The organism is Bradyrhizobium betae, from assembly GCF_050632175.1.
In the GTDB taxonomy this organism is placed as follows: domain Bacteria; phylum Pseudomonadota; class Alphaproteobacteria; order Rhizobiales; family Xanthobacteraceae; genus Bradyrhizobium; species Bradyrhizobium betae_B.
Genome location: NZ_CP192576.1, coordinates 6,438,643 through 6,462,449, shown reverse-complemented (window position 1 = coordinate 6,462,449; position 23,807 = coordinate 6,438,643). Strand labels below are relative to the sequence as shown.

General features: G+C 62.0%; 24 protein-coding genes and 2 pseudogenes. 15 read left to right on the top strand and 11 right to left on the bottom strand.

Features of this window, described 5'->3' with window-relative positions:
• Positions 1–156 precede the first annotated feature (156 nt).
• Positions 157–381 (bottom strand): hypothetical protein, encoded by a 225-nt coding sequence (locus tag ACQ86E_RS31115; RefSeq protein ID WP_431203204.1) that lies wholly within the window; start codon positions 379–381, stop codon positions 157–159.
• A gap of 451 nt (positions 382–832) precedes the next feature.
• Here ACQ86E_RS31115 and ACQ86E_RS31110 point away from each other — a divergent pair, with 451 nt between their 5' ends.
• Positions 833–1,303 carry a hypothetical protein gene (locus ACQ86E_RS31110; protein ID WP_431203203.1) on the top strand — a complete coding sequence of 157 codons (471 nt, stop codon included), beginning with the start codon at positions 833–835 and terminating at the stop codon, positions 1,301–1,303.
• A 14-nt stretch (positions 1,304–1,317) separates the two neighbouring features.
• Here ACQ86E_RS31110 and ACQ86E_RS31105 read toward each other — a convergent pair whose 3' ends face one another.
• Complete coding sequence (locus ACQ86E_RS31105) at positions 1,318–1,746, bottom strand: hypothetical protein (RefSeq protein ID WP_431203202.1); 429 nt, start codon at positions 1,744–1,746, stop codon at positions 1,318–1,320.
• Between the two features lie 270 nt (positions 1,747–2,016).
• On the opposite strand from ACQ86E_RS31105, the gene ACQ86E_RS31100 reads away from it, so the two are divergent.
• The 3 genes from ACQ86E_RS31100 to ACQ86E_RS31090 all read left to right on the top strand — a co-directional run bounded on the left by ACQ86E_RS31100 (position 2,017) and on the right by ACQ86E_RS31090 (position 4,278).
• Positions 2,017–2,604: a hypothetical protein gene (locus ACQ86E_RS31100; protein ID WP_431203201.1), complete on the top strand. Its 588-nt coding sequence runs from the start codon at positions 2,017–2,019 to the stop codon at positions 2,602–2,604.
• Positions 2,601–3,464, top strand: a complete 864-nt coding sequence (locus ACQ86E_RS31095) for a hypothetical protein (protein WP_431203200.1) — start codon at positions 2,601–2,603, stop codon at positions 3,462–3,464. The genes ACQ86E_RS31100 and ACQ86E_RS31095 overlap by 4 nt, the downstream gene beginning before the upstream one ends.
• 256 nt (positions 3,465–3,720) lie before the next feature.
• Positions 3,721–4,278 carry an AAA family ATPase gene (locus ACQ86E_RS31090; protein WP_431203199.1) on the top strand — a complete coding sequence of 186 codons (558 nt, stop codon included), beginning with the start codon at positions 3,721–3,723 and terminating at the stop codon, positions 4,276–4,278.
• Positions 4,279–4,339: 61 nt separating this feature from the next.
• Here ACQ86E_RS31090 and ACQ86E_RS31085 read toward each other — a convergent pair whose 3' ends face one another.
• On the bottom strand, positions 4,340–4,711 hold the full coding sequence (locus ACQ86E_RS31085; RefSeq protein ID WP_431203198.1) for a hypothetical protein: 372 nt from the start codon (positions 4,709–4,711) through the stop codon (positions 4,340–4,342).
• Positions 4,712–4,749: 38 nt separating this feature from the next.
• Between ACQ86E_RS31085 and ACQ86E_RS31080 the strand changes: the two genes are divergently transcribed.
• The 8 genes from ACQ86E_RS31080 (at position 4,750) to ACQ86E_RS31045 (ending at position 11,683) form a co-directional block, all read left to right on the top strand.
• On the top strand, positions 4,750–4,935 hold the full coding sequence (locus ACQ86E_RS31080) for a hypothetical protein (protein ID WP_431203197.1): 186 nt from the start codon (positions 4,750–4,752) through the stop codon (positions 4,933–4,935).
• Positions 4,936–5,811, top strand: coding sequence for a site-specific integrase (locus ACQ86E_RS31075; RefSeq protein WP_431203196.1), 876 nt, complete (start codon positions 4,936–4,938; stop codon positions 5,809–5,811).
• Between the two features lie 486 nt (positions 5,812–6,297).
• A complete protein-coding gene (locus ACQ86E_RS31070) occupies positions 6,298–6,507 on the top strand; it encodes a hypothetical protein (protein WP_431203195.1) in 210 nt (69 codons plus the stop codon).
• Positions 6,500–7,264: a hypothetical protein gene (locus ACQ86E_RS31065; protein ID WP_431203194.1), complete on the top strand. Its 765-nt coding sequence runs from the start codon at positions 6,500–6,502 to the stop codon at positions 7,262–7,264. The genes ACQ86E_RS31070 and ACQ86E_RS31065 overlap by 8 nt, the downstream gene beginning before the upstream one ends.
• On the top strand, positions 7,258–9,606 hold the full coding sequence (locus ACQ86E_RS31060; protein ID WP_431203193.1) for an integrase catalytic domain-containing protein: 2,349 nt from the start codon (positions 7,258–7,260) through the stop codon (positions 9,604–9,606). The genes ACQ86E_RS31065 and ACQ86E_RS31060 overlap by 7 nt, the downstream gene beginning before the upstream one ends.
• Positions 9,607–9,626: 20 nt before the next feature.
• Positions 9,627–10,190, top strand: coding sequence for an ATP-binding protein (locus tag ACQ86E_RS31055; RefSeq protein WP_431203192.1), 564 nt, complete (start codon positions 9,627–9,629; stop codon positions 10,188–10,190).
• Positions 10,187–10,621 (top strand): hypothetical protein, encoded by a 435-nt coding sequence (locus tag ACQ86E_RS31050; protein ID WP_431203191.1) that lies wholly within the window; start codon positions 10,187–10,189, stop codon positions 10,619–10,621. Before ACQ86E_RS31055 ends, ACQ86E_RS31050 begins: the two co-directional genes overlap by 4 nt.
• 6 nt (positions 10,622–10,627) lie before the next feature.
• On the top strand, positions 10,628–11,683 hold the full coding sequence (locus tag ACQ86E_RS31045) for a TniQ family protein (protein ID WP_431203190.1): 1,056 nt from the start codon (positions 10,628–10,630) through the stop codon (positions 11,681–11,683).
• On the opposite strand, the gene ACQ86E_RS31040 is transcribed toward ACQ86E_RS31045, so the two are convergent.
• Both ACQ86E_RS31040 and ACQ86E_RS31035 read right to left on the bottom strand, forming a co-directional pair.
• On the bottom strand, positions 11,604–11,918 hold the full coding sequence (locus ACQ86E_RS31040) for an ArsR/SmtB family transcription factor (RefSeq protein WP_431203189.1): 315 nt from the start codon (positions 11,916–11,918) through the stop codon (positions 11,604–11,606). The genes ACQ86E_RS31045 and ACQ86E_RS31040 overlap by 80 nt on opposite strands.
• 535 nt (positions 11,919–12,453) lie before the next feature.
• Positions 12,454–13,227: an EAL domain-containing protein gene (locus ACQ86E_RS31035; RefSeq protein ID WP_431206614.1), complete on the bottom strand. Its 774-nt coding sequence runs from the start codon at positions 13,225–13,227 to the stop codon at positions 12,454–12,456.
• 294 nt (positions 13,228–13,521) lie between these two features.
• Here ACQ86E_RS31035 and ACQ86E_RS31030 point away from each other — a divergent pair, with 294 nt between their 5' ends.
• The 3 genes from ACQ86E_RS31030 to ACQ86E_RS31020 all read left to right on the top strand — a co-directional run bounded on the left by ACQ86E_RS31030 (position 13,522) and on the right by ACQ86E_RS31020 (position 18,289).
• Positions 13,522–14,802 carry a metallophosphoesterase family protein gene (locus ACQ86E_RS31030; protein ID WP_431203188.1) on the top strand — a complete coding sequence of 427 codons (1,281 nt, stop codon included), beginning with the start codon at positions 13,522–13,524 and terminating at the stop codon, positions 14,800–14,802.
• On the top strand, positions 14,802–16,904 hold the full coding sequence (locus tag ACQ86E_RS31025; protein WP_431203187.1) for an AAA family ATPase: 2,103 nt from the start codon (positions 14,802–14,804) through the stop codon (positions 16,902–16,904). Before ACQ86E_RS31030 ends, ACQ86E_RS31025 begins: the two co-directional genes overlap by 1 nt.
• Positions 16,905–17,011: 107 nt before the next feature.
• Positions 17,012–18,289, top strand: a complete 1,278-nt coding sequence (locus tag ACQ86E_RS31020; RefSeq protein ID WP_431203186.1) for an ATP-binding protein — start codon at positions 17,012–17,014, stop codon at positions 18,287–18,289.
• Positions 18,290–18,542: 253 nt separating this feature from the next.
• Here the strand turns inward: ACQ86E_RS31020 and ACQ86E_RS31015 are convergent.
• The 6 genes and pseudogenes from ACQ86E_RS31015 to ACQ86E_RS30990 form a co-directional block, all read right to left on the bottom strand.
• Positions 18,543–19,371 (bottom strand): annotated as a pseudogene (locus tag ACQ86E_RS31015) (hypothetical protein).
• A gap of 147 nt (positions 19,372–19,518) precedes the next feature.
• Positions 19,519–19,884, bottom strand: coding sequence for an FAD-binding protein (locus ACQ86E_RS31010; RefSeq protein ID WP_431206613.1), 366 nt, complete (start codon positions 19,882–19,884; stop codon positions 19,519–19,521).
• Between the two features lie 82 nt (positions 19,885–19,966).
• Positions 19,967–21,172: pseudogene (locus ACQ86E_RS31005) on the bottom strand (FAD-binding protein); the annotation flags it as partial.
• A gap of 142 nt (positions 21,173–21,314) precedes the next feature.
• Positions 21,315–21,971, bottom strand: a complete 657-nt coding sequence (locus tag ACQ86E_RS31000; protein ID WP_431203185.1) for a hypothetical protein — start codon at positions 21,969–21,971, stop codon at positions 21,315–21,317.
• Between the two features lie 16 nt (positions 21,972–21,987).
• Positions 21,988–22,470, bottom strand: a complete 483-nt coding sequence (gene aroQ, locus ACQ86E_RS30995) for a type II 3-dehydroquinate dehydratase (RefSeq protein ID WP_431203184.1) — start codon at positions 22,468–22,470, stop codon at positions 21,988–21,990.
• Between the two features lie 32 nt (positions 22,471–22,502).
• The gene (locus ACQ86E_RS30990) at positions 22,503–23,783 is read right to left on the bottom strand and encodes a TRAP transporter large permease (RefSeq protein WP_431203183.1); all 1,281 of its coding nucleotides are present in this window, start codon (positions 23,781–23,783) and stop codon (positions 22,503–22,505) included.
• Positions 23,784–23,807: the final 24 nt, after the last annotated feature.

Sequence of the window (23,807 nt, the reverse complement as noted above, 5' to 3'; positions counted from 1 at the left end):
CGAAGAAGCGGTCCCGCCGATAGCGCGTGCGGGACCTACTCTTGGCGGGTCTCCAGCCAGAACCTAGCTGAGGAGTAATAAACGTCGTTGCCCAATGCGTACAACCCGTACCTGACGCGACGGTTAATTCTTAGGCTGACGAATGGAAGCGCAAAGCTACTCGCCACGCGATATCTTCGCCGTCCCCTGCCGAATTTCGTCCTGATGGCTCTTCAGCCACTCAATTATGGCTTCTTCCGCGAGCTCATATGACGGCTTCCCCTTCGCGAGCGCTGCGAGCTTGAGTTGCCGGATCACGCTCGGGAGCATGTAGATCAAGAGTTGGCTTCTCTTGTCCTTTCTCACTCGCGCCTTGGACACCTTCTTCTTCGGCTCGCGCACCACATGCTCCCCTAGGTCAGATAGCTGACCATCTAGACCCTTTTAGCATCGCGCTGAGTCCGGCGGAAGTGCTGATTTTCGGAAAAACCCAAGATATCCACATCCTAGGAAACAATGGCTCCCTGGGTTCGGATAGTCTGCTATCTCCGCTAGATAGCTAACTATCTTGACTCTCGCGTAGCACCCTGCTCTCTTTGGGGCCGCGGACCGGATGAGGCCTGGCGATCGACCTCTTCCGGTGAAGTCGGAGACTATTCGTGTCGCGGACAAAAGCCGGTTCTCGTCGCTACCCAACGATCGATCTGCTTTCGGCCAGCGGTCGAGTACTGCTCGGCTGCGGAAATGAAAGGAGCTGTCAGCGACTTGCGGTCCAACTGGCCCTGGATCCGGGGGTCCGCTCCCTGAGCTTTGTCGGCTCCCTCCCCTCGCCGGCGAGGATATTGACGTTCGGATGTTGGTGGCTGAGCACGACGACGGGTGCATCGCGTATGACATCGTGGACGAGCGCGATGACCGCGACATTGATACTGAGGGGCTCCTGCTGATCGCGCTTGATCAGCACGGCGTCACGCTACGCGCCACGGACTCTCTTTCGATCTGTGCGCAGCCCTTCGCCCGCAATTGCGAGCGCATTTGGGAATACCGCGCGCTCGATGTCGACCATCGCCTGCGAGCGAGGATTGAGCGGGCTCTAGGGAGAGAGCGTCTTAGCGTACGCGAATTGGGTCAAATCGTTGGTGAAGCGGACATCGTGCCGATTGTCTGCAACCTAATCTGCTCTCGGATTCTCTACTGCGATTTGTCAGCTTCGCTCGATCTCGACGCCTGGGTAGCTCGCCGCCCTGATCGAGCGATCGGACGCTCCTTGATGAGCCCCAAGACGGCGGGACCGACGAAACTGAAACCGGGAGGTGCGACATGACTAGCTGGCAAGGACTACTTATCGAGAAATATCCCACTCTTTTCGTCCGGCCCTTCCGCGGAGTCCCTTTCGCGCCGGGATATCCCCGCTGCGCTCCAGGTTGGCAGGACGTAGTGACACGCCTTGTTGAGCGAGTGGCAGCCGCAGCAAACGACGGCTCTGTCTATTTCACGCAGATGGTCTGCGAAAACGGTGTATTGCGCACCCATTGGAGTAGCAGATCCGAAATCCCGCAACGACTGGCTCTCAAAATCGAGGAAGCTATTGGCCTCGCTGAGGCTCGCTCCGCAAGCGCGTGCATCGATTGCGGTGCCGAGGGTCGATTGTTCGCTACCGACTTCGTACTCGCACCGCTCTGCAGGCTCCACCAGCGGGGCACGACCGTTCCCATCGTCGCGGGTCGCGACGTCTATCTGCGGCGAGGCGTCGTGAGGCAGCGCCATGTTCTCGTTCGTTCCCGATACGACTGGGAAACAGATGCCTTCCTTGATCTACCTATCCCGGTAGGTCCAAAGGCGAAAGCGCCTCACGGATGACATGCAGGACTGAACTGCAAGGGATACCGCCCCTGAGATCTTGTCTCGCGTGGGAAAAAGGATGACTTCGATCTCTGCCTCAGGTCGACATCTAGAAGGACGAGATGGACGACGAGATCACTCCGGCACCGCACGACTACGGTTTTGACTCGACCAACCTACGATCGGACATGAGCCATGCGCTTCGACCAGATAGTCCGCGGCCGATCTGCCGATTTCCTTTCGCCAAAGGCCTCACGACCGATTCCGCACGCTTGCGGGATCGTCAGGGACGCCTTGGTGCAGGCAACGTTGGACCCCGAAATTCTTGAGATCGACTTCATCGGGACGGCAGGGACCGAAGCGCGGCCGATAGATATTCAGGTTATCACCTTCCGGACAATTGCCGGCTGGCGGTATCTGGACATCGAGGTTGCCCGGCCGTTGCGGTCGCTTGGGGACGCTGATGCCTTTGACCGGGAACTTCGCGCGCGCGGCTTGGCGCCCTACACATTGAAGGGAGCGGATATTCTCAAGGAGCCCCGCTTCTCGACGGCTCGCGCGATTTGGACATACCGACGATTTTCGGTCGCGCCGGACATGCGACACCGGCTCCTGGTGGCCCTGGCGGAGGACGGGCCGACGTCGCTCCATCATCTCTGCAGTTCCGTTCCCGGGCCGCTCGATCCGTTTGCGTCGGTGCTATCGCTCGCATGCCGCAACGAGGTCGAGATCGACATTTCGACGCCGCTGAGCCCGTCGACGACCGTGAGTTCTCGCTCATGACCGGAGGATTCTCCAAACTGCGGCACGGTTTGTTACCCGCTTCGGAAGACGATCCGGAGGTCACCGACCTGGAGGCAACGATCGAAGATCCGCCGGATGATGTTGCCGGTCGCGACACCGATCGACCTGACGCGCGGCTGGATGCGAAAAAGGTTCGCGGCACCATCGTTGCCGAGGCCTTTCGGCGGGCCGCCCCTCCGTCGCTTAGGCGAGCCATTGCGGCGGGGCGCCCGGTCGCGAGCGTCATTCAGGTCCCCTCCTCGGCATGGATGAAGGCGGTCGACGAATATCTAACTGAGGCCCGCGTGAAGACTATTGCACGTGACGGCTCGAGCAAGTCGATCGACGTCAGTCACGTCGGAAACGAAGAGGTCGCGAAGTGTCTGGTCGCCGGACGCAGCGTCGTTGGGATATCGACCGATCCGCAGCGTTTCTTGCCGACCACCCTACTGCTGTCGGCCGACGTCACCGTGAAGTTGGCTTCGCTCGACACCAAGTCGGTCCGCGTCCTCCTCAGGACTCTGCTGCCCTCGGCGGGACGCATAGCGAGTAGACGCATCGCCGACACATCGGGTCTCGACCTAAACGATCTGGTTTCCATCTTCAGGAGCGGCTCGACGGCTTCCGGTGCGTTGGATCGGCTTGCAACCCTCGCGATGCGCCGGCGGCAGAGTTCGCCCCATGTCGAAGGCGCGCCGATTCTCTCTGACGCGATCGAGTTCGGCGGTGCCGCCCGAATTTTTGGCCTGAACTTCGTGAAGGATGTCCAAGATTGGAGACGAGGATCCATACAGTGGGCGGAAGCGGACCACGGCGCGATTCTGCATTCAGAGCCGGGCCACGGGAAAAATTTTTCGTAAATTCTCTCGCCTTGGCGGCAGGCACCGGCCTCGTCGTCGCGAAGATATCAGATTTCTTTGCCGAACGTGAAGGTCACTTAGGAGATGTCGTCAAGTCTCTCAAGGCAGTGTTCAGCAAGGCTCGAGCGGAAGCGGCTCGCTTTGGACCGTCGGGGCAGCGCGGATGTCTTTTGGCATTCGACGAATTGGATGAACTGCCATCTAGAAACCGGATGTCGCGGCACAACAGCGACTTTTTTCGGTCGTCGTAGGAGAGATGTTGACGAGTTTGGATTCCGTCATGTCCGACAATGAGAGCAACGTCGGGCTGTGCGTGTTAGGAATGACCAACCGGCTCGACGCCATCGATCCCGCACTCCTGCGTCCCGGGCGCTTCGAGCGCACGATCGAGATTCCTCGTCCCGACGCGGCAGGCCTGGCCAACGTCCTGCAATATCATCTTCGCGGGACGCCTCTCGAAGGAGTGGATCTGTCATCCGCGGCCCGTCTGCTCGAAGGCATCTCCCCGGCCGAAGCTATGGAAGTCGCAAGAGCGGCGAGGCGGGCCGCAAGGCGTGCCGGCCGGCCTCTCAACGTCGACGACCTCGTCAGGGAAGGTAGCGGGCCGGCACTTCCCCAGACGGTCTTGCGTCGGGTGGCGGTACATGAGGCGGGCCACGTGGTCGCCAGCATCGCGACCGGGGGCAAACCTCTCAGCGCCAGGATTCTCAACCGGGGACAGATCGGTGGCGACGCCCGCCTGAATTTCGAGGAGAGCCATGTGTGGACGCTCGATCGTCTGGAGAACCATATCATCTTTCTGCTCGGGGGCTGATTGCAGAGAAAGTGATCCTTGGTTCGGCTTCCACGGGGCCGGTGGCACTCAGTTCAGCGACCTAGCGATCTGCACGTCGCTCCTCGCTGCCGCCTTTACGTCCACGCCCCTGCTCGGTGGGCTCGTTTACCGCTGCGCCGATCGCGAAGCGCTGGCAATGGTCGGTAAAGATACGGGGCTCGCCAAGCAGGTCGACGACCGACTGAAAATGCTCGAGCGGCGAGCGACCGGGATAGTCACGAGGCACGCGGCCGCCGTCGTCCGGATCGCGGACGCTCTGGTAGCCAGACGTTACGTAAGCGGCGACGAAGCGAGGGATCTCTTCCGGGGTCGAGCGCCCGTCCGCCAACCAGTCGCTGCCGCCGCGACCAATAAGCCGAGGAATACCCGATGATCCGCATTCATATCGAACTTCTGCCGGGAGGCTCGACACATCTTCGGCGCTCCATCGCGAGCATCCGAATCTCCAATTTGAGCGATCTGGCCGACCGATCCGATTACGGCATCGACGTGCTGGAGACTGCCAACCCGCTTGCAGGGACCCCGCCGCGGCTCGCCAGCACCAAGGTGTTCGACCACTACCGTCGGCAATCGATCTGGGCGTTGCTGGCCAAGGTGGTGGATGCCATCGAAAGTGCCGATTTCGTGGAGCTCTGAATGAAGATCCGGTCGCCCACGACGTCGCCATTTGCTCCGGAAAGCTCGGCCTGGTTGGACGGCTTGAGGGATGCGGATGCTTCGGCGTCGACGATGGACTGTTATTCGCGGGACATTCGGGATCTTGCGGCTGCGCTCGGCTCCGACCAGGTAGCCGCGATCGCGCGGATCGACCAGTCGGTCATCGACGGCATCGCGACCACCTGGGCTGCGACCGGGACGGCGCAGTCCACCATCTTTAGACGCTTCTCCGCGTTGCGAAGTTTTGGCCGCTTTCTCAGCCTGGAGCGTTCCTACGATTGCTCGAAGCTGTTGAGCTGCCGCTTCCCACCGTGCGGCAGGGTCCGCCGCGCGGCCGTCGGCAACGACGTCATCGAGATCATGCTCGCGGTGTCGCCGAGCGATCGCGATGAGTCATGGACACACGCGCGCGATCACGCTGCGCTTCGCTTGGCTGCATCATCCGGAGTCACGACGGCCGAGCTGGTCGCGTTGAACCAAGGCGCCTACAACCCGCGGCTATCGACGGTCAGGGTAACCGGCTCCCACCTGAACGGGCGGCCCGGCATCGTTTCGCCGGACGCCAAAGAGTGGCTGGAGCGCTATCTGCGAGCACAGCCCTTCCAGCTTCCGCCGAGCGCACCGTTGTTCGTTACGGCGCGGGGCACCCGCTTCAGCGCGAGATCGCTTCAACTGGCTTGCCGCCGGCTGCGACAGGCGAACGGAGTCAGTCCGGACGCCGTGCCCACGTCATTGCGCAACGCGCTCGCCGCGAACCTGGTCCGCTCCGGTGCCGCACCCGAAGTCGTGGCAAAGACCTTGGGCATCGGCGTCGCCGCAGCGTGGCGCTACTTCGACGCGCCGGAGACGCTGTGATGTGCGCAACGGCACGAATTCAGGAAAAACGCAAGAGCGCAAAATCTGGCGACAAGCGTAGAGCCGTCCTGAGAATTTCTAGGAAATGCACCGAAACGGCTCGAAGAAATCCACGGGATTCATTTCGCTAGGATTCCGGAAGGCCGATGGTATTCAATGAGATACGCCGCAGCGGCGACACCACGGGGACATTGGAATGGCCTAGTACAACGGAATATGCGCGACCGGAGCGGACTCCGGTCGCGCGGGTATCGAAGGATCTCCGGAGCACGCCCGCAAAGCCGTTCCGAGAGATCCAAGTCCACAAATCCCGGACGAAAGTCCGGCATCGCTCGGCAGTAACGACCAAGAAGAACTCTTGGACGACAGGAGAATCGCACGTCCGATTCCAAGTCGCAAGCCCTTCTTGAATCCTTCCCGCCGAACAAGAATCCCGCAGCATATCGCTGCGCGAGTCGTTCAGTTAGGGCAAGAAAGGTCGGCGACATGGCGCGTCCCATCCATCCCAATCTCTCCCCGGTCGTCGAGCGCGTATTCAGCGCCATCGATCGCACGTTCGGAATCCCGGAGCGCATCTACTACGACAACTCGAACGAAGTCTGCAGCCTCGGCACTCTGGACGCATTTCTCCGAGCGCACGTCGATCTCATCTACGGAGAGCTGCGCCAGCACCCGGGCAAGGACACCGATGCCTAAGAAGATCGAGCGCGTCTGGACCGTCCTCTGCGACGGCGTCGAGGTCTTCCGGCTCGAAGCCAATGAGGCGACGCGCCGCGTGATCACTGGCCGTCGCAACCACGTGGTCGGCGGTCACTATTCGATGAAGATGAACGGGCACATCGTCCACGAAGGCGGCATCGAAGAGCGCTTCGTTCGGGTCTGCGACTACGTGCTCGGCGTCAAGCGGATCTGGGCTCAGCCGGAGACGATCCGGATGAACATCTTTGCCGAGTTCGAAAACGAGATCTACACGCCCGATTACCTCGTCGAGCACGACACCGGCTTTGTCCGCTACGAAATCAAGGAGTGGCGCGAACTCCGTCCGCCGTGGCCGACCGCCGGCGACGAAAAAGCGCAGAAGCGCTGGGATGATGCGGTCCTGCTCCGGGAGCGTCTCCGTCGCATCCGCGAGGCTTACCGGCGGGCGGGCCTTCCTTTCCGCGTCATCACGGAGCGTGGTATCGGCATGCGTTGGGGAGACCGCGATGTCGTCGACGAGATCGCGGCCAACGACCGCTGGGACATCGAGCCGGAGGAGCTCGACCGGCTCGTCACGGCCCTCAACGAGGCCGGCGGTTCCCTGCCCCTGTCGCGTTGCCTGGCCCTCTTCGAGGAGGCGCCGCATCCGCGCGGTATCGTGCTGTCGCGCATCCCGGAGCGCATCGTCTACATCGACCTGTTCGCCCCGATCGGACCCGAGACGATCGTCTACAAGGGAGCGGTCTCATGCTGAAGATTCTAGATGCGAGCGAGGCCGCCGCCTTGGCCGCGCCCGTGGACGAGGAGCCGCTTCCCACTATCGACTACCTTCTATTCGACAACCTGACGCCCAACCAGGCTGTTCTCATCGACAGCAAACCTCACCAGTTCTTCAAGAAGATGGAGGGCGAAGGCCCCCACCTCTTCATCAACCACCATACCGGCGAGATCGCGCGCTTAACAACGACGCGGCTGATCGAGCTGTTCCAAGAGGGGCGCTATTACAACCCTCTCCGCAAGCCGCCTTTGGTCGACGAGAAGAAGGCAATCGACGAAACACGCGCGTTGATCGGCAAAATTTACCACACTCTCAACGCCAAGCCGCGTGGACGAGCGGCCGTGATCTGGCGTTACGTGGGCGCGTTCATCAACGAGATGCTCATCGCGCCGCCGGGACAGCCGTTCTATCAGAACCGCGCCAACGCTGAAGCGATCATCAAGCAGGTGGACGCCGCGATCGATCTCGAGAACCAGAAACGGCCTGAAGGAAAACAGACCAAGAAGCCCAAGAAGTGTTCGCGAACGATGCTTCGTTGGGTCGCCGCCGAACTGCTGCATGGCATGCAGGAAGCCACCTTCGTCCACAAGAACGCAGTCAAGGCTCGCGGGCAGAAGCTGCCCAAGGAAGTGTTTTCGATCATCTCGGCCACCATTCGCTACCTAGTCGAAATCTCGGCCGAGTTCGGCCCGACCAAGATCCAAATGGTCGCGAACCAAAGGATCGATGAGCGCAACGCGGAGATCCGTATCCGCAACGAAGAGATCAAGAAGCTCATCGAGAACGGCGAACTTCCGGAAAGGCCGCTGCTCGAGGAACTTCCGACAGTTGGGTTGACCACGGTACAGGTTCAGTACCGGCGCTTCGACGCGTGGATCCGGCTCGCAAAGGAGCAAGGCGCACAGTCTGCAGACCTCCAGTTCGGAGGTCAGGGAAGCTTCGAGCGACCGAAGCGCATTCTGGATCTCGTCGAGTACGACCACCACCAGTTCGACTTCATGGGCATCTTGGGCGAGACCCCGTTAGGTCGCGCCTGGTCAAAGGCCGGGATCGATAGGTTCTGGATTTGCCTCGGTTTGGATACATACAGCGGGTACCCGGTCGGATTCTTCCCGTCGTTCGAACCTGGAGGGCTCCACCCAGCACTGGCCGCGATTGATCACGGGATCAAGGTCAAAACCTACGTCGACAAGCGATTTCCGCAGATACGAGGTTCTCTGCTGAGCTACGGCAAGCCAAGAAAGATCCGGTACGACAACGGCAAGGAGTTTGTTTCAGAACAGATGGCGCTGGCGTTGGCCCGCGTCAGGATCGGGTTCGAGATGGCGGTGCCGCACCAGCCGGACACCAAACCTTTTGTTGAGAGGTTTTTCGGAACGCTCGAGTCGGATTTCGTTTCGTGGCTCAAGGGATCGACCGGATCCAGCCCGCAGAACCGTGGAGCGCGCAAGCCTCTGCTCGAAGCGTGCATCACCATCGACGACTTCATCATGCTGTTTCACCTGTGGCTGATCGAGGTCTACGCTCGGCGCAAGCAGGAAGGAATGGATTGGGATACTCCCGAAGAGCGGTGGCTCCGCGGAGCGTCGAGCGATTCGAGCCGGCCGCAGCCGCTCACCGCGGACGAGGCGAAGAAGTGGGACCTGATCCCTAGTCTGGAGTTGAAGCTCACGGCCGGGAAGGACGGCATTCTGTGGAACAATCTGGTCTATCAGTCCACTCAGCTACAGGCGATGCGGGCCCGGTCGGGCAGCATGGGAAAGAGAAAGCGTACGAACACGCCGGTTACTGTGCGCATCCCGCTGACGAACGTGGGGCGCTGCGTGGTGATTGATCATACCAGCCGCTTTCCTGGCAACGAACACCTTCCCGAGGAGTTCGTGGTGATGTCGACCGACGAGGAGGCGCATGGACTCTCGAAATTCCAATGGGAAGCGCTGAGCAAGGTGCGTCGTGAGAAGAAGCACGCTCCCACGGACCATCCCTCCCACGAAGTCGGATTCAACCATCTTCTCCTTGAGGCGCTGAAGGCGATGGGCATGGTGCCGCCCGGCGAGCGGCCTCCGCCCAAAGCCGTACTCTCGAAGGGGTACTATCCCCGCATCGCAGGTGTGCTCGGTCGCGGTGCCGAGGAGCATGCGCTCGCCGTCACCGATGAGCTGATCGACAAGACCGGAGTTTTGAAGCCTGCCCCTGAAACGCCGTCGGCCTCTGCTGCCGTCCCGCCCACAGCGGAAGCGGGCTCTCTTGCATCCCCTCCGGCGCCTCGGAAGAAGCTGCGTTTCGCCGTGGACGCGCCGCTGAACCGGCCTGAATAGGTATAGGAGGCCGCAAGCCCATGTCGGAGCTGGAAGACATTCTGAATTCGCCGCTTGTAGTGAGCAAGCTCGACAAGATCAGAGGCATCTTCGTCAGGCACACCAAGGCGGAGGAAGCGAGGCAAATGTTGCTGCTGTCGGTCTCCTTCGCCAAGCGACTGCGCGAGAGCTCGAGCACCTACCTGATCGGCTGGTCGCGCTGCGGAAAGAGCGAGATCATAAAGAGGTTGTTGCAGGATCAAACCGGGCAGATCGTCTCGAAGAAGAAAATACAGCTTTTGACGGGCAACGGAAAGCGCTTCCTTTACATCGATCTGATCGGTGGAGCAACGCCGCGAATCTTGGCGCGTCAGGTCAATTTTCAGATTTTCAACGACCGCAAAAGCCTGGGTTTCGGGGAAGAGTTGGGCACAGGCGCGCTTATCGAAAACCTCAATGAGCTGGAGGTGGACGGCATCATTCTCGACGAAGCGCAAAATCTCGCGGAAGACGGCGTCAAGAAGCTGGCGAGATTCATTCTCGCGATCGAGAACGAATGCAACGCCCCCTATTCGTCGTGGGACCGCCAGCGTTGGCGGCCATGATGACGAAGGTCGATGCTATGAGCCAACGGTCCGGGGGTATCAAGATGCTCAGGCCGTTCGGCTTCGCCGACGACGAGCAACGGGAGGTCCACGCCGCCTTCGTCGCGGCTTTCTCCGACCAGCTTCCCTTCGAAACGAACTGGTTCAAAGAAAACGAAGACGACCATCATATGTTGCGCGCCACGTTCTACGCTCAGCGCGGCCGACCTGGCAGGCATTCGCTTCTTGTCGAGGCGGCCGTTCCCCATGCCTTCATCAGGACGAAGGGTTCCGAGCCCAGGGAGCTGACGAAGGAAGATATCGCCGCCGGCTTTGATCGAGTGTTTCTCGACCAAGAGATGATGCACGGGCGTAACCCGTTCCGCCCGGAGGATTACCTCGCGCTTCCCAAATTTCCTTTGAGCGTCGAGCAAGAAAATATCAAAGAATAGACGGCAATGATTCCGAACACTCCTTGGCTCAAGACGGTCCCGCAATTCGACGACGAGGCTATTGCGTCGGTTGCCGTGCGTCTGGCTCCGATGGGACGGATTGACTCGGACAAGCTGCTCCGACTTCATCTTGACATGCGTTGGGAGTCGGTCTCGGCCATCGCCGGCAAACCCGAGGCGATCGCCGAACTGGCGGCCCTAGGTTCGTTCGATCTCCAAAGGCTTTCGATGGGAGCCTGGAAACTGTTCAAAGATCGCGTCGAATTCCTTGGTCGCGAACTGCCCGTGGGTTGGTTCTTGCCAGAGCGTCGTAGGGTCGCCCCTGCTCGCTTGGCAGCGGACGGCAAAGATGCGCGCATCAGAAACCTGTGGCTCGTCTCGGCCGTTCCATGCGACGTCGAGAGCGGTGAAGTGCTGCTCGACAGATGCCCTTCGTGCATCAACCTGTTGGGCTGGAGAAATCTGACCAACGTATGGTCATGCCAGATCTGCGGCTTCGACATGCGGACTGCGACGCCAAAGGCCTGTCCGCATGAAATCGTCGCGACAGCTAAGGAGCTGGCCGCCTACATCTTTAACCGCAAGGTTAGGTTGCCGGCTCCTCTCGGCGACCTTTCGTCGGTGGACATTCTCAAGCTCAGCGGATGGATGGCTTACTTTAGAGCTATTCCTCGGGAGCTCTTCCTCGGCATCACCGTGAAAAACGCCGCCGCGGGATTTTCGCAACTCAAGCGATGGCCTTGCTCGTTCGATGAGGTTGTCCTCGACCTCCTTGGCGCCTCGACCACTGCCGACCTGGCTGTCGGCGATACGATCTCGCGCCATAAGGCCGCCGCAGGGATCATGGCCGCCATCGACCGCCTGCCTTCGCTCAACGCCCGCGAAATCCTGAAGTCACGCCTTTTGGAACTTCTGGACCTCGGTCAGGGCTTCACCGAAGCCTTCCGCTACGTAACGGAACCGGTTCTGCCGCTCGGGCTCGCTATTTCGGGGCTGGACCGCCGACGATCGAGTAAAGCCGCTCAAGCCAAGACCGAGCAAGGTCCAATCCCATCGGATTGAAAACGTAAACTTTGCCCTCGCGCGTCTCTTTCTCCGCGACCAGCCCGATGGTGTGTAGGATCTCCATCACCTCGACGATGCGGGCGGTGGAGGTGTCCAAGACAAGCAGCAGATCCCCGCGCGAGCAAGGACCTTGGGCCAAGGTTTCGAGGATCTTGCGGGTATTGATGTTGGCGAGGGCCTGGAACACCCGCGTGAGAAAAAGCTGGTTGTTGGGATCGTCGGGGTCGAACATGCCAAACCTCTGTCGGTTAGCACGCCATGGCTCCGGAGCGCGCTGCGGCTTTGTGGGATCGCGCTTCTAACCCGACCCCAAAACACCGTAGAGTCAACGGAACGGCCATCCGAGAGTGGGGAAAACTCCGCCTATAGCATCGACCGCTGCTTCAGCAGTGCCAAAATAGAGTTTCAGAATTGACGGCAGTGCCAAATTTGGGTCTCGAGTGCCAAATTCTGGCAACGGCATGAAGAAAAGATCGAACAAAAGTAAGCACTTAGTGTGTGGACAATTGAGCTTCAGTGCTAAAATCTAACGCGGATTACACTGATCTGCTCGGCGTTATCCCGAGCCCCGCTCCCGGGCTCAGAGCCTGCCAACCAGCCGCGGCAGCGGCCTGGTTGGCTTCAACAATGTTGGGTGGTTGTTCGTTGTGCAGGAAGCCATCGGCGTTACCGACGGCGGGCATTTCACGAGCGACGGGCGTGGCGGCGCGGGGCCTGCGACGCCACGGCGTCGGCGTGGTTCGGAGCGGCTTGCTTCTGAGCGTCCGTCAAACGGCAGCGCGTATCGGTCCGCCCTCGCCAATCACCGGGACCGGTGGCAATGCCATCAGGGCCGGCTTGGCAAAATAATACCCCTGAAACAGCGATATTCCGGCAGCGCGTAGAACCGTCAGTTCCTGCTCGCTCTCAACACCTTCCGCCAGCACCGCGATATCGAGCGTGCGTGCTATGCCGACCAGACCCGCGATGATTGCCTGCTTGGCTCTGCTGAGGTGAATGTCGCGCAGGAGCTCCATGTCGATCTTGATCAGGTCCGGCTGCAACCGGGCCAGAAGCCCCAGGCCGGCATATCCGGCGCCGAAATCGTCGAGCGCGGTCCAGAAGCCGAACCTGCGATAGGTCTCGACGATCCTCTGCACGTGCGCGGGATCAGTGATCCTCTCGTTTTCAGTAAACTCGAACATGAGATTGCGACGAGGGAACTCGGCCCGCTTTGCCGCAGCGAGGGATTTCTGAATGCAGGCGCTCGGCTCATACACGGCGTTGGGCATGAAGTTGATGGACAATCGCAGATCCCTCCCCGCGAACAAGGCGCCGGCGGTCTCGATCGCCATCACCCGCGAAGCCTGGTCAAATTTGTAGCGCATATCGTCGGTAATCTGACTGAGAATGGAATGCGCTCCCTCGCCGTTCGCTCCCCTCACGAGCGCCTCATACCCCCAGACCTGCTGTGTGTTCAGATCGACGATCGGCTGAAATGCCATCTTGAATTCGAAGGGAAGCCGAATGTCCTCGTGGCATCCGGCGCATGGGGTATTCATCTGCGTTCTCAAACCTTGCACCAACAAGAATGGTCGCACGGTAGGTCAGGATACGTTGCTGCGTCGTAAACATCGCCGGGGCCCTCAGCTCCGCGCGCCGGTTCCCGATCGTGTTTCGGCAACTTATCCCTGAGGGCTCGTGGGACGGTAACTGACGCTAACGGCCAGGCAACCGGCCGCCGTCCACACCTCATCCACACCAAATCGGGAAATCCGCCATCACCACGACGATGCGGATGCCGGATGCGATAAGCTCCGCTGATTCGATCGACTCGACCGATGAAGGTGCGCTCAATGTCGGCTTTCCGTTTCGTGCATGCGGCCGATATCCACCTGGACTCGCCGCTACGGTCTCTCGCCTTGCGAAGTCCGGATATCGCCGAGCTCATCGGCAATGCCAGCCGTCAGGTCTTCGTCCGCATCGTCGACCTTTGTCTCGATGAACGCGTGGATGCGCTTCTGCTCGCCGGCGACCTCTACGACGGCGATCAGACCTCGATGAAGACGGCGCGGTTCCTGACCGAGCAACTGCGCCGCCTGCATGCCGGCGGTGTCCGCGTCTTCATCATTCGTGGAAATCACGATGCCTTATCGAAGATCACCAAGGAACTCGTGCTTCCGGACAACGTGACCGTCTTTGGCGGACGGGCCGACGCCGTCGAGGTGTTGCGAGATCGGGGTGAGCGGCCGATCCTGGTGCATGGGCTCAGCTTCGCGAAGCCACAGGCGCCGGAAAGCCTGCTCGGCAAATACAAGCCGCCCGTCGGGGGCGCGATCAACATCGGGCTCATGCACACCAGCCTGGACGGTGCGCCGGGGCACGACGTATACGCGCCGTGCAGCACGCCCCATCTGGCGGGTTCCGGCTTCAGATACTGGGCGCTCGGACACATCCACAAGCGGTCCACGACTGTGGGAGCCTGCGCCATCGTAATGCCGGGCATACCGCAAGGCCGTGACGTCGGTGAAAGTGGACCAAAGTCGGTCACGCTGGTCAGCGTCCTGGACGACGGGTCGTTGTCGCTCGACGAACGCGTCGTCAGCATGGCCCAATTCGAACGGGTGGCCGTCGACGCGTCCGGACTGTTGGACTGGCGCGAGCTCGCCGCCAGCATCGAGAGTGCGCTCGGGGAAGCCTCCGATCGCTCGAAATCCGATCAACTCGTCGCACGCGTGTCCGTCTCCGGCACGACACCGCTGGCCTGGACCATCCGGCGCGATGCCGATGTTCTCTACACCGAAGCCGCGAGCCGCGCGGAAGCCATCGGCAATGTCTGGATAGAGAAGCTCGAAACCGACTGTCGACGGCCGACACTCGTCGATCCCGCCGACAGCGGCGACCCCGTTGAGGTGCTTCGCCGTACCATGACCGACGAGATCATCGCGTCCGAGGCCTTCCAGGCGCAAGCGCAAATCATCGTCGATAGTCTGCTTGATCAGCTGCCTCCGGAATGCCGGCGTGTCCTCGCGCCGGATGAAACCGGTCTCGCTTTGCTCATCGGGCAACTGTCCGACGAGGGCTCGGAAGAAGTCCTCGCGCGCTTGACAGCGGCCGGTCCGGACGGACTCCGCTGATGCGTATCCGCAAGCTCGCCCTGAGGCGTTACGGCAAATTCACGGATACGGTGCTCGACTTCGGCGCTCGCCTCGCAGATGGCCCGGACATGCACATCGTGTACGGGCCCAACGAAGCCGGCAAATCGACGGTGATGTCGGCCGTCATGGACTTGCTTTACGGCATCCACGTACAGAGCAAGCTCAACTTCCTGCATCCCTACCCGACCATGCGGATTGAGGCGGAGATCGAGCATTCCGCCGGACTGCGCTACGTCTCGCGGATCAAGAAGCCTCAAAATAGCCTGCTGGACGATGCGGATCGCCCCATACCTGAAGCTGTACTGCTCGGCGAGCTGGGAGGACTTGACCGGAATGCCTATCAAACCATGTTCTGCCTCGACGATGAGACGCTGGAGACCGGCGGCGAGAACATCCTTGCCAGCAAGGGTGATCTCGGCACCCTCCTCTTCTCCGCGACCGCGGGCCTCTCGGATCTCAGCGCGCGGCTCACGACCGTACGAGAGGAAGCTGACGGCTTCTTCCGGCTTGGCAAACGCACGGGCATGCTCGCCGATCTCAAGAAAGAGCTCGCGACCTTGAAGGACGAGCGCGACAGGATCGACACGCTCGCATCGGAGTTTTCGCGGCTCGTCGCCGACCGCGACCAGGCGGCCGCGGCCTACGACGAAGCTGTACGCCAGCGCGGACAGACGCAGTCCCGGATTGAAGAGATCGGACGGCTGCTGCACGCCCTTCCCCGGCTCCAGGCGGTTCGCAGGTTGCGCACGGAAATTGAACCGCTTGCGGCTCTGCCGGACGCGCCATCGGTGTGGGCGACCGACCTCCCCGACCTGATGACCCGGCAGACGAAGTTGCAGACCCAGGCGCAGGCGGTCGACGATGAGATCGCAAGACTGGAGCGTACGATCGCGCAATCGGTCGTCAACGAGGCGGCTTGTCGCCTTCAGGACCGCATCCAGGGTCTCATGGACATGCGCGCGCGCTTCGTCACCGCGGAAAAAGATCTGCCTGAACGCAGGCTGTCCTTGGGGCTGGCCGAGCAGACGGTCTCGCGAATCTTGACCCGCATCAACCGGCAGTCGGACCCGGCGCCAATGCGACTGGTTCTATCGACCGAGATGACTGGCCCGCTCCACGATCTGATCGAAAGGCGATCCGGCATCGAAGCGGCGATCATCGGGGCCGAGACGGAGCTTGCAAAGGCTCGTGACGCACTGTCGGATGCCGAGGCCAAGCTCGGGAACGACGGCGGTGCGCTCGACGAATTGGTGGTGCACGCCCTGGGCCTTGCTGTCGGCACGGCCCGCCAGAGCGACGACTCCGCGCGCCTGCGTGCGGCGGACCGAACCCGCCAGGAGCGATCCGAGGAATTTGACGACGCACTTGCCGGACTACATCCCTGGACCGGCGGCAGAGACGCGCTTCTCACGGTCGAGGTTGCCCGCCCGGACCAGTTGCAGGCCTGGACGTCGACCGACGCGAAACTCTCTCAGGACATCGCCCTCCAGCAAAAGGACGTCGATCGCCTCGACGGAGAGGCTCTGCAGCTCCAGCGAAGGAGCGAGGCGCTCGCTTCCATCGCGGGCGCCGTCAGCGACGCGGAGATCGGTGCGGTCAGGTCGGCGCGCGAAGCCGCCTGGGCCGCCCACAAGGACAGGCTGGATGCGACGACGGCTGCGATCTTCGAAGCCGAGATGCGGAAGCTGGATCTCATTTCGGAGCAACGCCTGAGCCATGTCGGCAGCGTGGCAGAACTCAATCAGGCGCTGCTGGATTGTGCCGACATCCGGACACGGCGCGAACATGCCGGGCGCGTGCTCCAGGCGAGTTTGCAACAGCGGGAAGCGCTCGCGGCGGACATCGCTGCGTCGGTTCGTGCCATCGGCGGGGGTCTTGATGAGACCATCGGTCTCGCAGGGCTGAAGCTTTGGCTTCAGAAGCGCGAGCGTGCCATCGAGTTCCGCACGCGCTTGATGGGCGCGGAGCGTGAAGCGCGGCAGGCGCTCACCGACGTCGTAGCCGCGCGAGAGCGGCTCGCGACAGCACTGCGTGCGGCGAGTATCCCTTTTCGAGCGACGCGGACATCCAGACACTATTAGCTGCCGGCCAGGCCGCTCTCGACCGCGAAGCCGTCGCCAGGGCGCTACGGACGTCCGTCGATGAGCGTCGACGCGACCTGACGTCGCGCGAGACGAGACGCGAACAGGTGCGGGCCACGGAATGCGCATGGAGCGCCGCGTGGCGGCAGGCCTGCGCCGCATGCTGGCTGGGCGAGAACGAGAGCCAGCCGACCATCGCGACCGTGAGAGAGACGCTGGAAGCGCTGGCCGAACTGGGGCCCGAACTTGAAAGAATGGCCGGGCTGACCGATCGAATCTCCAAGATGGAGCGTGATCAGATCCAGTTCCGGGCGGAGACCGAAACCCTTGCCGCGGCGATGGGGCTCACTCCGGAGACATCCGATGTTCTCGCGCTATGTCATGCGGTCGTGAGCGGCATCGCCGACGCCACGAAGACCCTGGAACGCCGCCAGGATGCCGAAGCTGCTCTTCTGGCCGAGCGCGACGAGGCTTGCGAGCTCGCCGGGCAACTCGCGCAAGTCCAGGCTCAGGCAAAACGGATGATGGATGTCTTCAAGGTCGACTCATTGACGGAGGTCGACATGTGCCTGCGTCACGTCGCACGCCGGTCTGAACTCATGGCGCGCTTGACCGAAGCGCGCGATGAGATGCTCAAAGCCATCGCGCTTGAGACTTTCGAGGAAGCCGAGGCCATCCTCGACACGCTCGACCGAGCGGCGCTCGAAGCAGAATTGAGCGAAAGAAAGTCGCATTCCGACAACGAAGACGAGCGGACTCGCGATCTGTTTACCGCAAAGACCAAGGCCGACGACCGCATCGCCGCGGTCGGCGGTGACGCCGCGGTCGCGCTCATCGATGCGACGCGGCGGACGGTGCTATTGACGATCGAGGACAGGGCGCGGGCCTACCTCCGGCTCAAGCTCGGAACCGCCGCGGCCGAAAGCGCCTTGCAAGTCTATCGGGACCGGCATCGCAGTTCGATGATGGCTCGTGCATCGGAGGCCTTCTCGCTCATTAGTCGCGGCGCGTATGCCGAACTGGTGACCCACCCCTCGAACGGCAGCGAGCTTCTGATTGCGAAGGCAGCGGACGGAAGTTCGAAGATTGCTTCCGAGCTCTCCAAAGGAACGCGGTTTCAGCTCTATCTGGCGCTGCGCGTCGCGGGTTATCACGAGTTTGCGCGGTCGCATACGCCGGCCCCTTCCTCGCGGACGACATCATGGAGACCTTCGACGATTTCCGCGCCGAGGAGGCCTTCCGGCTGCTGTCTGGAATGGCCACGCAAGGTCAGGTCGTATATTTCACTCATCATCGCCATCTCTGTGAGATTGCCAGGACTGTGGCGCCGGCGGCGGTCATTCACGATCTCCGATCGGAGATACGCATCGCTTCCTAAAGCCTGACCGAACTCACCGCGTCACCAGCCGGTCGCCGTTCGGCTTTGTTGGCGGCCGCATATCGCTCAAGGCCTCAGCCGTGGAAGGCCAGCACGTGATTTGCTGCCTCCAAGTCGAAATGCATCAAGTCTTTCCTTGAACCCGGATTGGCCGACGTCAATCTGCTGGGTGGCAAGACCGCATCCACCCTGCTGCAAATCTGGCCCGGCCGGGTGGCCGTCCCGATCGATGCATCGCCGCGATCGCTGGGGGTGGCAAGCTACCGCAGCGGCAGCAGGTCCAACTGGCGCTGCGCCTTCTTGACGGCGGCCGCGTACCAGCCCTGGCTTGGCGCTTCCCTGGCGAAGCACTTCGTGTAGGCGTCCATGGCCTGGTCTTCGCGGGCGATGTCGCCGCGCGGGTCCTTCTTGTTGACGGGCCGCGCCATCATCTGCTTCCAGACCTTCTCGCAGGCCGGAATTTCAGCTGTCTTTACTGCCTCGCTTGTAGCGAGGAAGAACACCTTGTCGCCCTGAATTGCGACCACGTCGATTTCCGTCGGCGGTCCCTTCAGATCGCCATTGCCGCGCACGCCCAGCACGGCAGCGGCGACACTTGCTGATGCGGGCTTCGTGATCGGAAGCTCGGCGTATTTGGCGAAGGCCGCGTCCTGGATGGCATAATAATAGAAGGTGTCCGACTTGAAGGCCGCGTCGATCTCCTGCGGCATGCCGTCCTCGCGGTGTTCGGCAATCCAGTGCTTGAGCAAACTGGTCGTGGTCACCACGGCCTGCATCTTGTCGCCCTCTGAGGCGAAACCGAGCCCGTCGAGATGGCCAAAGCCGGATCTCGCCCTTGTAGAGCGTGTCGACGTTCGATTTGCCGTCGGCCGGCAGGCCCTTGATCGTGACCGGTCCCACGAGGCCGCGCAGCACGCCTGTCAACTCTCTCAGCGCAGCGGTGTGCTGTTTGAGGGTCTCGTCGTTCTCCGCAGCTTTCGTGAACCTGGCGATGTAGCGATCGCGCAGGTCGAGATAGTGCTGCTCCGGCGTGGCCGCATAAGCGGGTGGGGCGAAGGCGAGCAGGCAGAGCAAGGCGAGCGATCTCATGAAATGTCCGTGGACATCGAGCAATTTCCAGTCTTTGTGCCGCTGTCGGGCGGAAAGGTTCATCCGCGAAGGCCGTGCGGGTGGCTCAGGCCTACGATGCGGGACGCGACGTGGCAAGGCCCGCACTCGACCTGGCCAAATCAGCCTTCAAGAGAGAGAAAACCTGCGCAACGCTCCTGCGGCGTCCATGGCGGCGCACCAGGCGAATACGATGGCGGGGCCGATCATTGTGCCTGGGCCCGGATAGGTGCCGCGGAAGATGGAGGATGAATCGGTCCCGGCTGCGTACAGTCCGGGGAGAATCTTTCCGTCGCGAGACAACACGCGGGCGCAGGAATCCGTGCGCAGGCCGGCGCTGCCGGCAAGGTCCGACGGCCATACGGCGACGGCAAAATACGGTCCCGGGCCGATCCGTCGCAGGCAGGGATTGGGCGCGGTCAGGGGATCGCCATTGAAGCGGTTCAAAGCGCTCGAGTTCACGGCCGAAATCGTCGTCGATGCCGGTTTCGGCATAGCGATTATATCGCTCCACCGTCTCGGCAAGCTGTTCGCCGTCGACACCGATCTTGTGCGCGAGCTGATCGATGGTTTCCCCCTCGATCAAATAGCCGGCCTGCAAGTACGTGTTCAGGTTTTTGGTCTTGGGATGAACCAGTCCGATGCCAAAGTCCCTGATGAAGGTTCGATCGCAGATCAGGAACGCCGGCGCCGCTGCGGAGGTCGACGGGTTCGAGCGCAGCATCGCTGCCACGAAGTCGTGGTAGGAGTCGGCCTCATTGACGAAACGGCGACCCGTCTGGTTGACGGCCAGCAATCCCGGCTTGGCACGATCCAGCATGATGTGCGGGAAGACCGAGACGTGGCCGTCCGCATGCGTCATCACCGAACTCGGCATCCACAACGCCGGGCTGTCGAGATCGCTCTCGATGTCGGCGTTGATGCGCCCGGCGGCCAGGATGCCGTCGCCCGTGTTGGACGAGGGCGCCAGGGAGTAGCGGTGTGCGGCCTCCGGAAACAGTCGTTCGCGAAGTTCACGGCTCCAGCCGATGCCGCCCGTTGCCAGCACCACGCCCTTGCGGGCGCGCATGCGCATCTCTCCTGCCGGAGACGAGAGCACGGCACCGACGATCTCGTCGCCATCGCGGATGATGTCGCTCAGTCCCGTCTCAAACCGGAGATCGACGCCAGCACAGCGGATGCTGGCGAGCAGTCTGGCGACAAGCGCGTTGCCCATGATCAGGCGTGTTCCGCGCTTGTAACTGAGACGATCCAGCGCATGCCGGGCGAGCAGACCGGCGGCGTGTCGAAAATTCGTCAAGGTGCCGAAGGGGGCCAGCAGCGCTGGAATGTCCGCTTTCCCGACCATCATGCCGCCCAGAACCATGAACTCCCGGCGTGGCGGCCTGACGCGGGCAAAGTCGCGACCGAGCTTGCGGCCGTCGAACGGAATGGCCCCGAGTGCGCGGCCGCCGATCGCAGCACCTGGAAGGTTCTTGTAGTCTGGATGGACCGGCGACGCCGCAAACCGCACGCTCGTCTTCCGCTCGAGATAATCGAGCACGATAGGCCCCGCCTTGAGGAACATGTCGAGGCGTGGGTCAGCTGCGTGCTCGCCGAGCATCGCGGCGAGATAAGTGCGCGCGGCCGCAACCGTGTCAGGCGTGCCGGCATGCTCTCCCTGCCGGTTGCCGGGAATCCAGACCGTGCCGGCGGAGGTCGCGGTCGTTCCGCCCACCATGTCCGACTTTTCGCAAAGGATGACCTGAAGCCCCTCGAGCGCGCCCACCAATGCGGCCGTCATGCCAGCCGCACCTGCGCCGACGACCAGCAGATCGGTCTCAGCGTCCCAGGCGAGATCGCTTTGCGGAATCCGGAGCTCCCCTTGTCTCACGACGCGGCGCGAGCTCGCGCGTGGTCAAGGCGGCAAGCGAGAAACGCCGCCATCAACCGTAATCCGCGATGCGCGCGTCCAGCGAGAACATGCCCTGATAGACTTCCGGCTCGCTCGCCCGTCCCAGGATGTCGGGTGCAATCGCGCGCGCCTGCCGCAAGGCGTCTTGCAACGAGGCGACGTCGAGCGCCTCGATCAGCAAGATCCCCGCGAAAAAGCCCTCATCCTTCCGCATGCCCTTTTCGGCTGTTCGCACCGACGTCCGCGCCTCGTCGGTCGCCCCGATCTGCACGGCGGCGATCCCGTCGCACGCAACCAGCGCCTCAGCCAATCCCTGCGGGTTGTCCGGCAAGGTCTCGATCCGCAGCGCCATGATGGTGGCCCCCTCGCCCCGGCCGACACGCGCGACCATGACGCCCCCGCCCCGCATGAAGTTGCCGAGCTTCGGCATGATGCGCTGCGACCACGGTGTCGGCGCGTTCAGCCGCGCCAGATAGGCCTCGCCATCGAGCACCTCGGGTGCATCAAGCTCGTACAGGATGAAAAAACGGTTGATGTCGTTCCGCGCCGCACGGAAGACGCGCGATGCCAGGAAGCCCCTGGTAGTCACGCGTTCGGTGGTGTGCTCACGCGTCAACCAATGCCGATAATCGGTCAGGTCGTGAGCCGCGACATCGCTCCAGATGGCCAGGAATCCTGCTCCGCGCATCCCGCGTCTCCCACCGTTACGTCTTGAGCCCGTGCAGCGCCGGCGGAATCGTGTCGGGCAATTGACCGAGCCGCTGAACCGCCGCCAGCAGCGCGGCGAGATAGCCGTAGGGACCCAGGCCACAAATCACCGATGTGCAGGCACCCGACGTGATCGAGTGGCGGTGCAGCTCGTCGCGTGCGTGGATGTTCGAGATATGGAGCTCGATCTTTGGTCCCTCGAAAATCTTCAGTGCATCGATCAGCGCGATCGAGGTGAAGGAATAGCCGGCCGGGTTGATGATGATCGCATCCGCCTTGCCATGCGCCGACTGGATCAGGCTGACAAGCTCGCCCTCCATGTTGGACTGATGGAACGAGATCGAGACGCCGAGCTGATCAGCCAGGGCCTGACAGCTCGCCTCGATCTCCTTCAGCGTCGTGCGGCCGTAGATGTGCGGCTCCCTGATACCGAGAAAATTGAGATTGGGCCCATTGAGGATCATGATCTGAGCGGCCATTTTCACGCTTCCTTCTGTCGTTTCCGTTGTAACTAGCCGCCGAACCATTTCGCCGGGATCGTCACCAGTCCCGGGAAAAGAATCATCGCCAGCAGCACGATCAGTTGCGCGATCATAAAGGGCCAGACGCCCCTGATGATATCCTCCATGCTGATCCTGGCGACGCCGCAGACCACGTTCAGCACGATTCCGACCGGTGGCGTGATCAGGCCGATGGCATTGTTGATGATGAAGAGGACGCCGAAATAGACCGGGTCGATGCCGGCCGCCTTGATGATCGGCATCAGGATCGGCGTGAGGATGAGGATCGTCGGCGTCATGTCGAGCGCCGTTCCGACGATGACAACCACGACCATGATCGCGAGCATCAGCAGCGTGTTGTTGCCCATGAAGGGCTTCAGCAGCGTCACGACCTGGGCGGAGATCTCGGACACGGTGATCAACCAGGACGATACCAGCGCCGCCGCGACCAGGAACATGACGATGCTCGTCGTCACGGCGGAGGAGACGAAGATCGCGTAGAGCTGCGACAGTTTCAGTTCACGGTAGATGCAGGTCGCGACGAACAGGGAGTAGACGGCAACGACCACCGCAGCTTCCGTCGGCGTGAAGATGCCGAAGCGCAGGCCGACCACGATGATGACCGGCAGCATCAGCGCCCAGAAGCCGTCGACGACGGCTTTGCTGATCTCCGACCACGAGGCCCGTGGCGGCGGCGTCAGGCTCTCTTTCCGTGCCACCCACGCCCACGCCATGCATAGCCCTGCCCCGAGCAGCAGCCCGGGCACGATGCCGGCCAGAAACAGTTTCGAGATCGAGACCCCGGCGGCGACGCCGAAGATGACGAAGCCGATGCTGGGCGGAATGACGGGGGCAATGATGCCGCCCGCCGCCACGAGGCCCGCCGCGTAGGACTTCTTGTGCCCCGCCGCCACCATCATCGGCACCAGCAGGGCCGCGAGTGCCGCCGCATCTGCCGCCGCAGATCCCGACAGCGACGCGAGGATACAGGATGCGAGGATCGTGACGTAGCCCAGCCCGCCGCGGAAATGCCCGACCGCAACGAGCGCGACATTGACGATGCGCTTGGCGAGCCCTCCCTTGTTCATGACCTCGCCGGCGAGCATGAAGAAGGGAATGGCCATCAACGGAAAGCTGTCCGCGCCGTTGATGACGTTCTGCGCAACGATCTGGGCGTCGAACATGTCGATCGTGCTCATCAGGGCGACGCCGCAGACGATAAGCGCAAAGGCGATCGGCATGCCCAGCGCCATGGCGCCGAGCAGCGAGAAGGTGAAGACGGCGATCGTCATGACGCGATCCCGATGGATTGCAGG

Coding starts and splice junctions, on each gene's coding strand:
- ACQ86E_RS31100 (WP_431203201.1), top strand. CDS start 2,017: ATGCGCTTCGACCAGATAGTCCGCGGCCGATCTGCCGATTTCCTTTCG.
- ACQ86E_RS31070 (WP_431203195.1), top strand. CDS start 6,298: ATGGCGCGTCCCATCCATCCCAATCTCTCCCCGGTCGTCGAGCGCGTA.
- ACQ86E_RS31105 (WP_431203202.1), bottom strand. CDS start 1,746: ATGGCGCTGCCTCACGACGCCTCGCCGCAGATAGACGTCGCGACCCGC.
- ACQ86E_RS31035 (WP_431206614.1), bottom strand. CDS start 13,227: ATGAATACCCCATGCGCCGGATGCCACGAGGACATTCGGCTTCCCTTC.
- ACQ86E_RS31075 (WP_431203196.1), top strand. CDS start 4,936: ATGAAGATCCGGTCGCCCACGACGTCGCCATTTGCTCCGGAAAGCTCG.
- ACQ86E_RS31030 (WP_431203188.1), top strand. CDS start 13,522: ATGTCGGCTTTCCGTTTCGTGCATGCGGCCGATATCCACCTGGACTCG.
- aroQ (WP_431203184.1), bottom strand. CDS start 22,470: ATGGCCGCTCAGATCATGATCCTCAATGGGCCCAATCTCAATTTTCTC.
- ACQ86E_RS31060 (WP_431203193.1), top strand. CDS start 7,258: ATGCTGAAGATTCTAGATGCGAGCGAGGCCGCCGCCTTGGCCGCGCCC.
- ACQ86E_RS31050 (WP_431203191.1), top strand. CDS start 10,187: ATGATGACGAAGGTCGATGCTATGAGCCAACGGTCCGGGGGTATCAAG.
- ACQ86E_RS31025 (WP_431203187.1), top strand. CDS start 14,802: ATGCGTATCCGCAAGCTCGCCCTGAGGCGTTACGGCAAATTCACGGAT.
- ACQ86E_RS31000 (WP_431203185.1), bottom strand. CDS start 21,971: ATGCGCGGAGCAGGATTCCTGGCCATCTGGAGCGATGTCGCGGCTCAC.
- ACQ86E_RS31095 (WP_431203200.1), top strand. CDS start 2,601: ATGACCGGAGGATTCTCCAAACTGCGGCACGGTTTGTTACCCGCTTCG.
- ACQ86E_RS30990 (WP_431203183.1), bottom strand. CDS start 23,783: ATGACGATCGCCGTCTTCACCTTCTCGCTGCTCGGCGCCATGGCGCTG.
- ACQ86E_RS31110 (WP_431203203.1), top strand. CDS start 833: ATGTTGGTGGCTGAGCACGACGACGGGTGCATCGCGTATGACATCGTG.
- ACQ86E_RS31045 (WP_431203190.1), top strand. CDS start 10,628: ATGATTCCGAACACTCCTTGGCTCAAGACGGTCCCGCAATTCGACGAC.
- ACQ86E_RS31055 (WP_431203192.1), top strand. CDS start 9,627: ATGTCGGAGCTGGAAGACATTCTGAATTCGCCGCTTGTAGTGAGCAAG.
- ACQ86E_RS31010 (WP_431206613.1), bottom strand. CDS start 19,884: ATGCCGAAACCGGCATCGACGACGATTTCGGCCGTGAACTCGAGCGCT.
- ACQ86E_RS31065 (WP_431203194.1), top strand. CDS start 6,500: ATGCCTAAGAAGATCGAGCGCGTCTGGACCGTCCTCTGCGACGGCGTC.
- ACQ86E_RS31090 (WP_431203199.1), top strand. CDS start 3,721: ATGTTGACGAGTTTGGATTCCGTCATGTCCGACAATGAGAGCAACGTC.
- ACQ86E_RS31040 (WP_431203189.1), bottom strand. CDS start 11,918: ATGTTCGACCCCGACGATCCCAACAACCAGCTTTTTCTCACGCGGGTG.